The organism is Thioalkalivibrio sp. AKL8 (assembly GCF_000380525.1).
GTDB lineage: Bacteria > Pseudomonadota > Gammaproteobacteria > Ectothiorhodospirales > Ectothiorhodospiraceae > Thioalkalivibrio > Thioalkalivibrio versutus.
On record NZ_AQYF01000009.1, the window covers coordinates 52,362 to 67,554 of the forward strand.

General features: G+C 61.3%; 9 protein-coding genes and 2 pseudogenes. 8 read left to right on the top strand and 3 right to left on the bottom strand.

What is annotated here, in order from left to right:
• Positions 1-15: 15 nt before the first annotated feature.
• Positions 16-213, bottom strand: coding sequence for a transposase (locus G335_RS14370; RefSeq protein WP_018176599.1), 198 nt, complete (start codon positions 211-213; stop codon positions 16-18).
• Positions 214-514: 301 nt separating this feature from the next.
• Here G335_RS14370 and G335_RS13565 point away from each other — a divergent pair, with 301 nt between their 5' ends.
• The 8 genes and pseudogenes from G335_RS13565 to G335_RS0109630 all read left to right on the top strand — a co-directional run bounded on the left by G335_RS13565 (position 515) and on the right by G335_RS0109630 (position 10,811).
• Positions 515-1,078, top strand: a complete 564-nt coding sequence (locus G335_RS13565) for a hypothetical protein (RefSeq protein WP_018176600.1) — start codon at positions 515-517, stop codon at positions 1,076-1,078.
• Positions 1,071-2,345 (top strand): PD-(D/E)XK nuclease family protein, encoded by a 1,275-nt coding sequence (locus G335_RS0109605; protein WP_018176601.1) that lies wholly within the window; start codon positions 1,071-1,073, stop codon positions 2,343-2,345. Before G335_RS13565 ends, G335_RS0109605 begins: the two co-directional genes overlap by 8 nt.
• Positions 2,346-2,428: 83 nt before the next feature.
• Positions 2,429-2,608: a hypothetical protein gene (locus tag G335_RS0109610; RefSeq protein ID WP_018176602.1), complete on the top strand. Its 180-nt coding sequence runs from the start codon at positions 2,429-2,431 to the stop codon at positions 2,606-2,608.
• Between the two features lie 450 nt (positions 2,609-3,058).
• Complete coding sequence (locus G335_RS0109615) at positions 3,059-4,090, top strand: YafY family protein (protein WP_026304812.1); 1,032 nt, start codon at positions 3,059-3,061, stop codon at positions 4,088-4,090.
• Between the two features lie 35 nt (positions 4,091-4,125).
• Positions 4,126-4,371, top strand: a pseudogene (locus G335_RS14505) (hypothetical protein); the annotation flags it as partial.
• 157 nt (positions 4,372-4,528) lie between these two features.
• Positions 4,529-5,794, top strand: coding sequence for a DUF6361 family protein (locus G335_RS0109620; protein WP_018176604.1), 1,266 nt, complete (start codon positions 4,529-4,531; stop codon positions 5,792-5,794).
• Complete coding sequence (locus G335_RS0109625; protein WP_018176605.1) at positions 5,791-7,716, top strand: phospholipase D family protein; 1,926 nt, start codon at positions 5,791-5,793, stop codon at positions 7,714-7,716. The genes G335_RS0109620 and G335_RS0109625 overlap by 4 nt, the downstream gene beginning before the upstream one ends.
• Positions 7,713-10,811, top strand: coding sequence for a hypothetical protein (locus tag G335_RS0109630; RefSeq protein WP_018176606.1), 3,099 nt, complete (start codon positions 7,713-7,715; stop codon positions 10,809-10,811). Before G335_RS0109625 ends, G335_RS0109630 begins: the two co-directional genes overlap by 4 nt.
• Here the strand turns inward: G335_RS0109630 and G335_RS13570 are convergent.
• Positions 10,808-11,763: pseudogene (locus G335_RS13570) on the bottom strand (IS481 family transposase). The gene G335_RS0109630 and the pseudogene G335_RS13570 overlap by 4 nt on opposite strands.
• Before the next feature lie 161 nt (positions 11,764-11,924).
• Entirely contained in the window at positions 11,925-15,128 is a 3,204-nt protein-coding gene (cas3f, locus tag G335_RS13975; protein ID WP_081623067.1) for a type I-F CRISPR-associated helicase Cas3f, read from the bottom strand.
• Positions 15,129-15,193 lie beyond the last annotated feature (65 nt).

Genomic DNA, 15,193 nt, shown 5'->3' on the forward strand with positions numbered 1-15,193 from the left:
GCCTGAACCTCAGGCTCAGGATCGCCTGCGGGTGACGTACCCGCGGGTCTTGGCCGTGCGCAGGCGCACGGTCACGAACGTAGACTCGATCGGGTTGTTGGTCCGGATCCATTGCCAGGGCGCGGCCGAAAAGTAGTAGAACGGCGGGAGTGCCAAGCGGTCTTTGGCCAGGGTGTCCACGGCTTTCGGGTACTTGTCGCCGTAGGCCGTCAAGAAGGCATCGAAGCCCTGCTCGGCATCGGCGCGATGGATGGGAAGGCCACCGTACTCCGGCCAAGTCCCTGCGTGCCGAAGACTTCGACGCCTTGCGTCAACAGCGCAAGCGCCGCATGCTCGAGATCATCGACAAGGTCATGGGTAAGAAGCCGCTGATGGGCTCCGATGAAAGGGAGCCAAGAGTTTGCTGAAGGAAGTACACAGACTGTCCGACCGCTGACCTGACGCATCCGTAATCTCGACAGCGGTGAAGCATGATCAGGATGCCGCTATCGCATTTGGCAATAAGGAATCAGGGATGAAGGAATGCACTGTAGTCGGTGTGGGCGGAGCCGGCCTTTCGTTGGCACGGCAAGCGCACAAGGTGATTGGTGGTCGTTTTTTGGCCATCAATACTGATCGCATAGGACTGGAAGACCTGCCGCCGGGGCAAGGGCTGGTAATAGGCCCTGAGGCCTGCAAGTGCACGAGTGCGGCATCAGCCGCTCGCGGTCGCAAGGCCGTGGAAGAGTCGCTCGAGGACATCAGGGCGCGACTACCCAATAGCGGCAAGGTGGTGCTTCTGGCGGGGCTGGGGGGCGGTGCCGGCACCGGCGCTATGCCTGCAATCGCCAGCGAGGTGGTGCAGCGGGGGCTGAATCTTCTCGTGGCTGTGACCCTGCCGTTTCGGGTCGAGGCGGACAGGCGCGAGGTCGCACTGTCAGGCCTGAAGGAGCTGGAAGCCACCGGCGCCACCATCATCAAGCACGACCATGCCGAACAAACCACAGGCTCGATGGGACTGGAGGAGGCACTCGCGAAAAGCGGGGAGGGCCTCGCCCAGCGGGTGCAACTTTGGATCAAGGGAGAGACCGATGCTTAATGACCTGTTGATGACAGACGAACTCCAGGAGGTCGTCAGCCAGGCCCGCGAGAAGGCCAACCAGCATGGCGAGTGCTTCAATATATTCACCATCCTCAGGATGCAGCGAAACGAAGCAGAGACCCACTCCAGGTTCCTGCATGAGCTGCTGAAACCCAATGGGCGGCATGGCGAGGGTAGCGCCTTCCTGCAGCTGTTTCTCGAGGGTGTGCCTGGCCTCCAAGGGCTTGGCGAAGGCTGCTATAGGATCAGTCGTGAACTTCTCACGGAAGAAAAGCGCCGGGTCGATATTGTCATCGAGTCACCAGACACCATCGTTGGCATCGAGCTCAAGATTGATGCGGCCGACCAGAAAAAACAGCTTCATGACTACTACCGGGAGCTCCAGCGGCGCGCGGGTGGAGAAAAACAGGTCACCCTAGTGTATTTGACCCTGGATGGGGTAAGCCCGTCGGCCAGCAGCTTGCATGCGTTGACCGAAGAGAAGGTGTCCTGCCTTTCGTTCGCAGAAGATATCTCACGCTGGCTGGATAGCTGCATTGAGAGAAGCCAGCACAAGCCGCCTTTGGCGCATGCTATCCAGCAGTACCAACAGCTTATTCATAACCTCACAGGGAAGGGAAATACCATGAACGATTTGGTGGCCGGCGAGCTGAGCAGTGACGTTGAAAAGTTTGAGGCGGCCCTTGCGGTCGAGAAAACACTGCCCAAGGCCAAGGCCTCAGTGCAGGAAAGGTTCTGGCACGAATTGAGATCAGCTCTCGAGGCCCATTTTGGATCTTCCCCGAGCGTTTATGGTGGAAAGAATATCGCCACCATTTCTGCAGACTACTACTCGAAGAACAGGAACAATAAGCATATCGGCATCAAGATGCCGATCTTCCGGGTGGGAGATAGGAAGGTCTGTCTCTATGTCAATCTCTACCACGCCGTTCACTATGGCCTCAGGGTGGAAGACGAGTCCGGTACTGTCGTTTCTTCCCCTGATCTGAGGGAGATGGTCCGAAACGGGCTCGGTAGTGGGAACGCCGTGGCGGACGGCGATTCCGACTGGCTGGTCTGCTACTACTACAACCCGGCTGAGGGTGATGATGAGAAGATGGTCAATTTCGACGCTTTCAATGGCGCAGCCGTAGGCCTCTTGGATGAGGAGGTACGCCGCACATTGATCGCGGATATGGTGTCGCACCTGGCGGAGTTGGCGGAGAAAGCCGAAGTACTGTGCAAGGGGCTGGTTATGGAACCCGAAGCACTGTGTAAAGGGTAACGGAGGCGATTCAGCGTATGCCGGCCTGCGGAAACATTCTTCTTAGAAAGGATGGGAACGGCTCCTTCACCACGGCTCGCCGGATGCCGCTGGGGTTTACCGATGGTCGGAATGAGGCCTGGGTGCGCGATCTGCTGGCCGGGAACCCGGACCTGCTGCCTATCGAGGAGGTCTATCAGTCCTTTGGACCTCTGGCACCGCTTTGTACCGAGCTGCAGACCGAGGCCGGCTCGGTGTTTGCGGTGTCATCAGTCCTTCCGTAGGGCTTGAGGCGGAGGCCGAGGCGGAAGCTTCGAACAAGAGGCCGCCAGTCCAGAATTGGCGTTTGGCCCCGGGGCGTAGAAAACGCGCGTACACTCGCCGACGCGCAGTCGATGACCCTACGAAAAATATAGCTAAACGTCACTATGACGCTTTCTTCCAAGCGCCTGAATAGAAGGGGAAAAAGATCCGGTATTTTTATTTTTAAATACCCACATTTTCGCAAAAAAGCGCCAATTTCGCGCTGTGAACCGCCCCGGGTTTCCCGGACCTTAGGCAGGACCCGCATTGCCCCATCAGTCTGGCACCTTTGTGCGACATGACCTGACGCCCCGATGCGATGTACTCGGAGAAACGACAGGGCAGGGGTCCGGTTTGCCATGAGGGCGATGTGGGATAAGGTGGCGGCAAATGCACCGGCATTTAACGGACCGGACGAGAAAGGGAAAGGGATGCCGGAAGGGCAGGGAATGCGCGCCACGTTGCAGCGCCGGATGTTATTGCTAGGCATGATTCCGCGTCGCCCGAGGCGGCTTAGCGCCCCGGATCTCAAGGATCGGCTCGCCTATCGCGGGATCGACGTGTCGCTGCGTACGATTGAGCGCGACGTAGAAAATCTCTCCTCGTTCCTGCCGCTGGTCTGCGACGACCGCGAGCGCCCCTACGGCTGGTACTGGTCCGACGAGGCGCCGTTGCAGGATGTGCCGGCGATGGATCCGGAAACGGCCCTGACGCTGCAGATCCTGCATGCACACTCTGCCCAACTGCTGCCGCCTTCGGCCCGGGCGCGACTCAAGCCGCAGGTGGCCCGCGCCCGGGAAGTACTGGATTCCGCCGGCGAAGCCTCCGGTCTGAGCCTGTGGCCCGAGCGGGTTCGCATCCTTTCCAACGGGCCGCCACTGAACCCGCCCGAGATGCCGGACGGGGTATTCCCGATCCTGCAGCAGGGCCTGTTGGAGCGCCGCTGCCTCGATATTACCTACCGCTCCCGTTCGAAGGGGCAGGTCAAGGACCACCGGATCCATCCGCTGGGACTCGTGTTTCGCGAACCGGTTATCTACGTTCTGGCCACGATGGAACCGCACCAGGATGTCGTGCATCTGGCGGCCCACCGTATCGAGGCCGCGGCCCTGACCGATCAGCCCGCCCGCGATCCCGAGGGCGGATTCGACCTCGACCAGATCATCCGCGACGGCGCCTTCGACTATCCCGAGGGTGATGCCATCCCCCTGGAACTGCGCGTCAATGCGGATCTTGCCTACCACCTCCACGAGGCCCGCCTGGCGGAAGACCAGCTCATTGAGCCGGGTCCCGACGGCACTGCGCGGGTGACGGCCACCGTGCGCGACACCGCCCGGCTCAAGTGGTGGCTCTTGGGTCTGGGGGCGGGCGTCGAGGTCCTTGGACCCCAGGCACTGCGCGACGCCATTGCCTTGGAGTTGGCATCCGCCCGTCTGGCCTACCGCGCGAAGGATCCCGCATGAGGGGCTTCCGTGCCTTGCGCAACATCTAGACGTGCTTGTCCGGTCGCAGGCGCCTGGCAACGCGCGAGGACATTCGGGCATGGACCGTGGGCAATCTGTTGCTGGAGCTTCCGCGGTGCACCCGCCGTGTTCGGCTTCTGTCACCCCAGCAGGGGCAGTCAGGCGGCGGTGAATGGGTTGTTTCCGCCCGTGGCCTGGAGCCCTGGCTGGAAGAACGTGACCCGCCTGCGGTCGCGGAAAGACCGGACGGGCCTCGTCGGGCCTTTCGATTGTGGCTGCGGGACTACAACAAAACCATCCCTCACGACTCGCTGGGGGGCATGACGCCAGTCGAATGCCGGCAGTTACACACCCGGGGACCATCTAGTTATGTGTGGACCTAATCCGGGGAGGTCGACAGATCGGCTGAGTGCGGACGGAGAGGCAAAGGGGACGGGTATGCAGTCGCAGCTTGGGTGGACACAGATTTCTCGGACGGCGGTTCAAAGGGCGGAAAGCCAGCTTGCAACCGGGGCGCAAGGCGTTGTGGACGAACTCGGCCTACTGAGGATCCACCAACATTATGCCGATCGCTTCTTTCCCGGCACCTCTGTGTTGCATACGCGTTTGCGGTACGTGCTCTTCGTTGCATGGATTTTCGATGACCTTTGGATTTCCGGGCGTAACATCTCCGATCCGGAAGAGGAGATCGCCAGAAGGGAGCTGCAGGTCGCCAAAGCCCTGAAGAAAAACGACTCCGAATCCAGCGTCGAAGGATGGGGGCTGATTGGGCGGAATACGCTACCGAGGATGCCGTCGCAGCGCCCGAGCATGACGTACTGGTCTGCGTTGGGCCGGTGGGGCATTCTGCACCGCCATCGCGACGGGAGTGTGCCGACTCGATCTGAGGTGGTCGCCCGGCTGAAGGGCGCGAGTTCGGCGCCGGCCTTGCACGATGCCGAGGGTCGTTGGCTCGCGGGGGGCGAATCGCCATTTGTAAGTTTGCCGCCCCGGCCCCCGGGTTGGGATTCCGGCGGAAAACTCGGCTTTCGTCTGGAGGAAAAGGAGCGCGAATTTCTGCGTGACGTACTGGAGCATGTATTCGAGCCCGAATCCGCACGTCGCTCCCTGTTCGGGCGCCTTGCCCAATCGAGGGCGGGGGCGGACTTGGCAAAGGGCGACGGGTTGTATTGCGATCGAGTCCGGAACGAGTTGCTGGATGAGCAGGAGAAAGAGGTTTTGCAACAGGCACGGTACGCTGCGGCTCTGGCAGCCGTTGTTCGTGCGGTCTATCTGGCTCTGGTGGAGGAGACGGCCGTGCATACCGACGGGCTGGGAAAGCGGGACGTTTGCCGTAAGAACCTGCAGATGGTGGTTGGTGAATGCCTCGGCGATGCGCAGCAGCTTGAGCTGAAGAGTCTGCGAACGGATCTCAGACCACTGGATCGCGGCACGCAAGGCGTGCTGGATGTGATGAAAAGGACTCGGGACTGGTTGCGCGAGACCGGTACCGCGGGGCTCGACTTGAAGGGTCTGTTCGAGCCCTATCGCAAGCAGGAGGTTGCTCTGAAGGGTGGTCGGGCCCGGCTCGGAGCGTTGGGGCGTGAGCGCCGTAAGGAGTGGTGGCTGGACAAGGCCAGGAGCAACGAATCGCGCCCCGGGTCCCTGCACTACCGCTGGTGGGTGGCGACAAACCTTCTGCGGGATCTGGAGGACACGGCTTGAGCGACTCGCAGGATTCGAGCCAGTGGTCGCATTTGCCCTTACTGGATGTCCTGCGTCCGCCGGCTGGCGCGCAGGTGACGGATGCCATCCTGTCGACGTTTTCGCTGGATCTGACCGTGATGGTTTCGGCCCTGTTGGCTTTGGCCGGGCGGGATGATTTGGACGGCGGGGGGAGCAAGGTGGGCCTGGCTACAGCACTGCAGCATTTTGGCGAAGGCTCGGGTCATTGTTTCCGTGTCCTGGTTCAGAAGGGACGCATTGCGGCTCCATCCACTAGTCCACAGGTGCTGTCCTTGCTGGATCAGTTCGTTCGTCAAGTCCCGCGGGATCCGCGCCAGTCGTCCTGGCACGCGAAAGCTGCCTTGGTCCGAGTGGAAAGTTCGGGAGATACGGCAGGTAGCCCGACTGTCGAGTGGCGGCTCTGGATAGGGAGTCGCAATCTCACTCGTGACATCTCTTGGGACAGCGGCCTAGTCCTGATTGGGCGTCCCGGGAGTGAAGGTGACACCCCCGTCGGTCTGCAGACCATCGCCGAGGGGCTTTTTGCCAATGCACTCGATGCGGAACAAGAGAAGAATCTACGCGAACAGCTTTCGGATGAGCTGAAGCTGGTGCGGTGGGAGCCGCCTGCAGAGGTGGAGTCAGTCCGGCGGATCGAGTGGCTAAATGGTGCGCAGGGGTGGGAACCGGAACTTCCGACCGACGCGGACGAGCTGGTTGTCGTGAGCCCGTTTTTCACCCTTGAGACGCTGAACCGGCTGGCTGCGAAAGCGCCGGCGGCAGATCGTTCTCTCCTGAGCACGCCTTTAGAGATGGATCGCCGGCTCCGGGATCGCCACAAGCAATTGCCGGGTTGGGCGCTCTGGACTCTGCAAGACTCCTGGCAGACGACAGCGGAACCCTTTGAAGCTGAGGAAGAACCCCTCGACGCATCGGTACCGAGCGAGGGGGGCATGGACGAAGTGATACCACTGGGCCTGCATGCCAAGCTGATCGCGACTCGTAAGGGCGGGAGCGTCTCTCTGTGGATGGGCAGTGCGAATGTGACCCGCAGGGGTTGGTCAGCGAATGCGGAGATTGTTGTCGAATTAACGGGCGGGATCGAACTCTTGAATGCCGTCAAGACTTTGTTTCAAGAGGCGAGCGAAGTTCTCGAAGATGGTGAGGGGAAGCCAGAGCCGACGCCGCGCGATCGCCTCGAACAGTTGCGAGATGGGCTGTCGGCCCTGGAGTTTTGTCAGGTTTCCGATCCTGATGGTGTCACCATCCATGTCGAGACGGCCAGGCCACTTGCCGTGGATCTGGCTGACTTCGAACTCTCTGGGGTCGAGTTGGATGTTGGCCCACTCGGGGCGCCGGAGAGTGCTTACGTGCTCTGGCCTCTCGGGCAGGCCTCGGTCCAAATTCCAATCGAGGAACTGAATCTGGCCGGTCAGACCGAGTTGCTCCGATTCCGTTTGCGAGACCGTTCCAGAGTAGCGCCAGACGCGGCGGGGATTCAGTTGCATTGGGTCCTTTTCATACCAATTGCGTCAGGCGTACCCCGCGACCGAGACCGCCGATTGCTGTCGCGCTATCTCACCCCCCACCAATATCTCGATTGGGTACACGGACTGCTGGAGGGGTATGACCTGGACCCCGTGGCGTGGGATGGCGAGGTGATTAATGCGACCGGTGTGGCGACATCCGGCTCCGGACGCCCGGTGGCCGGACGTCCGACCGTGGAGGCCCTTCTGAAAGTCTGGCAGCGTGCCCCGGAAAGCCTGCAGACGGTGCATGAGGCGTTGGAGCGCTATTTGGATGACAAGACGCTGGAGGAGCGCGCCGACGATGCTGCCGGCCGGGAGGCATTCGCCAGCATCAAGGCGTTTCGTGAGCAATTGAATAAGCTCAAGTCGGCGCTGGGGGGAGACAGACGATGACCCGACCGAAGCCCTATCAGGTAGCGACGGTGGAGTCTGCATGCAGGGTGCTGACCGATCCGCATCGGCTGCGGCCGCGTTTCCTGGTGGCTGACGAGGTAGGGCTGGGCAAGACGGTGGTGGCCCAGCAGATCATCCGGCGCATGGCTCAGGAGCGGGGCGACCGTCCGCTCGTGGTGTATTACGTCTGCAGCAGCCTCACGATCGCCGGGCAGAATAGCCGTAAGCTGGTGGAGGCCGTGGTGGGGGATGGCGGAGATGTGGACACGGCGGTCTGCCGAGCGGACCGCTTGTCCATGCTGCCTTTCGAGGAGCCTCCGAGCCACCCGAAAGTCCATCTCTACAGCCTCACGCCGGATACTTCGTTGCCAAACCGTAAGGGGAAGCGCCGTGACGGCCGCAAGGAAGAGCGCGCCCTTCTCCACCAGCTATTGAACCGGTGCTGGCCGGAGCTAATTTCCGAAGACTCCTTCCGTGGCCAAGTGAGCGAGGATAATTGGCCCGGGGCTCTCGCGGCAGCGGCTGCCAGACTGGAGGCGACTAAGGGGCGGCAAGGAACTGTCCCTCTTGGTAAGTTGACCCGCCGATTCCAAGAGCAGATGCGCCTACAGCTTAGCTTGGGTACGGGGGCGCATGTGCCATCCGCGATCCGGCGGACCGACAACCCCCTAGAACTGGTAAGTCTCGCCCGAACGGCCATGGTGGGGGCCGTTTTCGAATTGGAGGGCCTGCAGCCGGATCTGGTGATCTTCGACGAGTTTCAGCGGTTTCGTGATCTGGTCATGGCGGATCACGGGCAGCTGAGAGAGGACGGGAAAGAAATGTCGGAGCTAGAGGGTCCTGCGGCATTAGACCCAGCGCGGCGCTTGCGAGGAGACGAGACAGGCAGGCGAGTACCTCTTCTGCTCTTGTCGGCGACCCCCTATTCGCTCTATCGACAGAGGGACGAAGGGGAATTGTTCGGCGATCACCATGGAGAATTTCTCGACCTTCTGTGCTTCTTGTTCGGGGACGGGGACGGGGGCGAGAAAGCCGCAAAGCATGCGAGGGGCCTGTTCGGAGAATTTGCAGATCAGGTTCGGAAACCCTCCTTGGATTTCGACAGGATCGAAAACGTGAAGAGCGAGATTGAGGAGCATCTCGGCCAAGTCATGAGTCGTACGGAGCGTGCCCGGATTGCGGCTTTAAATGATGGCAGTCCGCCCCCGAAAAAAACCCCGCGTGCCATCCAAATTACAACGTCAAAGGAAGACTGGCAGGTATTCCGTCAATTCCATGAACGTCTGGCTCTGGAATATCGGTCGGCCGCCGTTCCTTACTGGCGTTCGATCCCGCTGCCTCTGCAAAGCATGGGGCGTGGCTATGTCGCTTGGCCAAAAGTGCCTGCGAAAGACCCGGAAGCAATCAGCAAGGCGCCTGCTTTCTGCAAAGACCGCCTAGTAAAGCAGGTTAGCTTCGAATGGCCACATCCCAAGCTTCGCGCATTGCTCAAAACCCTGGCACCGAAGACACTGACCTTGCCGTGGATGCCACCCACGCTTCCATGGTGGCGGCTCGCTGACTCATGGAATACGACGCGGGACATCGAGGGCAAACTGCTTCTGTTCAGTCGGCTCCGCGCAACCCCAAAAATCGTGGCAGCTGCGATTAACCATGAGGCCCGAGCCGTTGCGACCAGTATCGGATCGTGGAGCCGGGCGAGCGCGCATCTTCCTCTAAGGCCATCCCGGATGCCGGTGCTGGCGTGTTTCTATCCGTGTCTCTGGCTGGCGGAGGCTTGTGACCCCCTAGCGGAGGCGCTTCACCCGAACCGGAGGCGGGATTTCGCGGGGGCTCTAAGGGAGGCCTTGGTAACCCGCCTGGAACGGATTGGAGTTGAAGTGGTTCGGCACAGAGGGAAAAAAAGGCCTGTCTGGCAATTGCTTGCAGGGATCGAGACGTCCCTTGGACTCCGGTCTGGAGATACCCTGGCGGACGCGAAGATCGCCCCGGAGGTAGTGGAGGCTTGGAGGGGGGCGGGCACGAAGCGTCTTGCTGCCATCTCTAGGTCGGAGCTTGACGCACTAGCGTGGCATGGCCTATCGGCGCCTGGAGTTGTGATGGCCCGCAGCCTGCTTCGTCACTTCCCAGCCCTGATAGACGGGGCGAGTCGCGTCGACTTGGCCGACTTCAGTATGAATGCCTGGCGGCTCTACTTTGATAACCCGGTGTTTGTCGCCGCCTTGAGAAAACGGTCAAAAAGGCGCGGAGAGGCTAAGCTTCCTGGATATCCCCGAGCTTTGCAGCGGGCGGTAGTAGACGGCAATCTCGAATCCGTTCTGGATGAGCATATCTGGTATCAGACGCAGGGTACCTCTATGTCGGTTACGGATGTGATGGACGGTCTTCGAACGGTCTTGGGAGTCAAGGGTGGGCACGTAACCATTCACGACCCGAAGAATCCGTCAAAATCGTTCAGGGCGCCTTGTGAGGTCGCAATGCCCTTCGCGCAGGAGTTGGCGCGCTCCTCCGGTTCGCATGAAAAACCTCTGCGCACCGAACAGATCCGTGCCGCCTTCAATTCACCGTTCTGGCCGTATGTGCTCACTACGACCTCGGTCGGTCAGGAAGGCCTAGATTTCCACCCTTGGTGCAAGACCTTGCTGCACTGGGACCTACCCGGAAACCCCGTCGACTTGGAACAAAGAGAAGGACGGATTCAGCGCTATGCTGGATTGGGCGTGCGACAAGCCATTGGGCGGGAGTATGAGGAGCTAGAAGGGATTCCACGATTGGGAAGCCCGTGGAAAGTCCTTGAGAAAAAGGTTGATGCGGAGATAGACCCGACAGAGTCGGGGCTGCAGCCTTGGTGGCATTATCCGGGTGCTTCGGTCGACGCCCGTTTTTTCCACATTCCGGCCAGTGAAGAACTGGATGACCTTGCGCGTTTGAAGGAACAGCGCGCGATTTATCGCCTGGCTCTGGGGCAGCAACACCAGGAAGACTTTGTCAGGATGGTGAGTGCGCGCGACGGGAAAGACCTGCGAAGGTTGTCCGAACTAACCCCGGACCTCTCCGCATGGGGGCGTGCGAAGCGAGAAGATCCTTCGGTCTAGATTTGGAGTCTCATGAGGTCGTCCCTGGTTAGCCCGAGGATGGTGATGGGTGGTTGTTTGTTCAGACTACCGTGTGGTCGGTGCCAGTTGTAGTCATGGATCCACCGGGGTAGGTGCGCCCTCCGCTCCTTCGACGTGGCGTAGGTGAAGGCATAAGCCCACTCCCGCAAGGCGGTTTGGATAAAACGCTCGGCTTTTCCGTTGGTTCGCGGCGTGTAGGGTCGGGCCCGACGGTGGCGGATCCCCAGCTCGCGGCAGGCCTGGCTGAACGCCCGGGTGTGATAGCAGGGCCCGTTGTCGGTTAGCACCCGCCGGATGGTGATGCCGAGGGTCGCGTAGTAGTGCACGGCCGCCTTCATGTGGTTGATTGCATCCCCGGCCCGCTCGGCGAGATGGATCTCGCTAAAGGCGATGCGGGAGCGATCATCGATGGCGACATGCACGTACTCGTAGCCCACACCGATGGGGTCCTTGGCCCGGACCCCGCTCACCCGGTGCCCGGGATGGCGGAAGCGGGCCAGCTTCTTGATGTCGGGGTGCAACAGGTCGCCGGGATGCTCGTGCTCGTGCTCGTAGCGCCGCCGCGGCTCGGCCGGCTCCAGCGCCGCCACGCGGTTCAGCCCTTCGCGCCGCAGGATGCGGCTGGCGCTGGCGCGCGAGACGCCCACGAACCGGGCGATCCGATCCATGGTCCAGTATTGCCGACGCAGGGCCACAACCTGACGCTGGATTCTGAGGGAGGCTCGACGCGGCAGACTCCGAGGCCGGGACGAGCGATCCAGAAAGCCGGCACGGCCTTCCTCCTGGAACCGCTGCACCCAGCGGCGTACGACCTTGGGGTCCACGCCACAGGCACGGGCCGTCGCTCGAATGCTCCAGCCTCGATCCAGCACACAATGGACCATGCGCTCTCGACCGCGCGGTCCAAACAAGGATTTTTATGAAGGTTCACGGGCCGTCCTCCTTGGGATGTCTAAGTCGGCAAACTCAACATTTTTCGGACTCGCCCCGTGGACAACCTATTGAGAGATCACACCTAGTGGGGGATCCGGCGCTCCCCATAAGGCGCGAGGTTTCGCGCCTTGCCTTTGAAACCGCGATACTGGCGGCGTTTTAACGCCCTCCCTCGATTTCATCGAAGGCGACGCCGGAGCGGCCATTCGCGACGGCCTCGGCCACTTCGACCTGCATCCCCTGGCGGGGCATTCCAATTCGTTCCGCATACTCCTTGGCCTCGCTCAGCCCCCATGACAGCCACGATCGCTGCCCGGGTTCAACCTTAAAGCTGTGATCGTCGAGTAGCGCCTGTGTCTCCCGATCCAGGCGATAGGCCTCGAATTGCGCGGAATCCCGGGGCGCCAGTTCGAACGTAACGCTGGAATCCGAATCTCGTAGTTGAAAATCGCGGTAGTGCGCCATTACCAGCCACGCCATATTCATCCCTTCATCGCCCTCGATGACCTCCATCCCTGTTCGGGCGGTGCGCTCGACGGCCTTATCGTCCATCTCCGCGAATCGTGCCTTTTGCCCGTCGAGTCCGAAATGCACCGCGGCCGTCAGAGTGAGCACGTCATCCTCCCACCCCGGAGCAGACGCCAGCAGATCCCGCATTCGGTGGCGCTTCTTATCCGCGTCGGGGTACGCATACCCGTTGCCCGGCATTATGAAGCATGCTTCCCCTTCTCCCTTCACAAGGGACCGGCGGTTCCGGTCCAGAATGGCGATGTTGGGTCGGTCGATGACGTTGCGGCGATGGCGATTGACGCGGCCGGCGGTTTGCACAATCGACTGCGTGCTCGAGGGCTCGATCACCGCCCAGTCGAAGTCGTGGTCCCGCCCGATTTCCTCCACCGGCGTTGCCACGACCACGAACGTCAGCTCATCTTCTTCGGCCTCGCGGATGATCCGGTCGAGTTCGGGATCGTCCGCCAGCGGGTCCCGTTCGCCGCCGCGCTGAAAGAGCCGGTCGAGCCGGGCTTCCTTCATCGCGCGCCGCGCCTTGATGTCCATCGAATGATACGAGGAGGCGTACAGCCCCGGCTTCGTGTTCAGCACCCGTGTGAGTTCGACACAGGGCGGCACATTCGCCACCCGGACCAGGCCGAACGACACCTTCTTTCCGCTGGGATGCTCCCATTTCTGGAAGCCATGGAGTTGCCGCACCGCCAATCCCACCGCGATCTGGAACCGCTCCTCCTCGGTATCAGCCCCCTCGACCTCCACTGACTGGATGAAGGCCCTTCTGCGTGGTGTGTCGGCCAGCACTTCGCCCATCATTCGGTTCACGCGCGCGCCGTACCAGCTCGTAATGCTTTCAACGGACTCTAGGGGTTTGGTTTCCGGTTTCAGCCGGTTGTCGACCACCGACACACGGGCGGACTTCGTACCCTCCGGGTTTTCCATCAGCGCGGCGTTCATCCGGGCCCCGACCGCGAACGCGGTCACGAGCGCCTGGGCGACCGGGGAGGAGAGGGTCGCACTGGAGGCGACGATCTTGCGCCCCATCATCGCCGCCAGGGTGACCACGCGGAGCACGGCGACCAAGGCCTTCGGTTCGTAGCTATCAATCTCGTCGAGCACGAGGTCACTCCCGGCCACCCGAAGGAACGCTTTGACGTGGTGCCCCTGCCGGCCCGGCTCGCCGCATTGAATGAGGTAGTCAATGGTGGACACCAGAAGCGGTGATCCCAGCATCGTCCGGGTCCGGGCCTCGGCGGCTCCGGGTGCCCATTGCTCCAGCCATTCCGGGATCTCATGATCGACGCCTTCGCCGATGACATCGAACCCTCCGGCTTCCGTCTCGTCCTCGTCCTCGTCGTTGTCGGCCCTGAACTCCCGTGCGTCATCGAACGCAGCGCGGGCAAACGAGTCCCCGATCAGGCAGGCCAGCTCCTCTTCACCGAGATGGAGCTGATTCTTCAGGGCGTCGTGGGTTTGTAGGGTCAGCGATCGAAGGTTCAACGCGAGCGATGCGCGCATGGGCTCATGGTCCGGGGTCATGGCCTCGAGCGCGCGCAGATTCGCGCGGGTTTTTCCGGCCCCGGTCTCGGCGTTGTTCAGCAGGAGCCATGGACCCCCCTCCTGACGATGGGCCTCCAGGTGATCGACGGCCTGATCCTGCCACTGGAAGCGACCGGGCCCTGCGCGCTCCTGAAGGCGCTCGCGCGTGGTCGCGTGCAGCCCGGGGAGGTTGAGTCGGTCGAGCCGATACACCCACTCCTGGGCTTTCTTCCCGACGTGTTCGAGATGGTAGTCGAGGGGTTGATTGAGGATGGTCGACGCACCGGATTCATCGCGGCCCGTATTCGCAAAAAGCGCGACGCTCTCCGTGTTTCCGGAAAAGACCCGTTTCGAGACCTCGTGGTCGGCCGCGATCAGGGCCACCCGGGAAAGCAGGGTGACCGCGCGCCAGTAGTCCGCGTCCGGTTGCCCTTCCAGTTGACTGACCCGTCGGAGCATCCCGCGCAGATGTTTTTCGGTTTTCGGGTCGAGCGCCTGTTTTTCAAAAATATGATCGTAGAGCTGCACCCCTTGGTCGGGATAGTCCGCCTTCGATCGAACATGACGTTGGCTTTGAGGCTTATACGGGGCGTGATTTGTTTTACCGTCCGCATCCTTACTTCGCTGCGGCCCCATCAATCCGTGATGCGTCAAAACCGCAGCATCGACGGCTGCATGGGGATTGTCGATGGAGACGGGGTTGTCATCTTCGTCATAGGGATCGAAACCGTCCGCGTCTTCGTTTTCCAAAAAACCCGGATAGGCCTCCATCGACTGCACGCGATTCCATGCCTGTTCAATCGAAACTTTGGCGTCCGTTTCTTTCTGCATGGCCCGCCACGTTTCCAGTACGCGGGTGGATACCCACTCATGCCGGATTCGATCGGCCATGCCCTCGTGACTCTTCGGCTTCAGGGCCGCGCGTAACTTCTCCTGGAATCGCGGCGAGGCTTTGCCGATGTCGTGCGCCAGGCCCGCCATTCCGGCCACGAGAGCCGTTTTTCGCACCCAGGGGGCCGGTGGATCGGATGGCTTCACGCGCGTCGTCCCCACAGCGGTTTCCCCGGCGTTCCCAAAGGCACTGCGACGACCGACTACCCAAAGCAACTGATGCCGATTCCGGTCAACCCGGTAACAGCCGACAGCGGTGCTTCGGGAGGCGGTTCGCCGAAGCGCCTTCCGTGTTTCCTCAAGACCTTCCTGGGTAACGGGGGTAATCCATGAACCCTCCCCATGACGGACCGCATATCGATCCAGAATCCGGCGGGTTTTGTTTTTCGAATTTTTCTCGCACAGCGAGACCAATATCACTTGCATCGTTGCCCTTCACTTCAACTTTTTCCTTTGCTACTGTGCACTGAAAGGTATAACCCGACAACCCA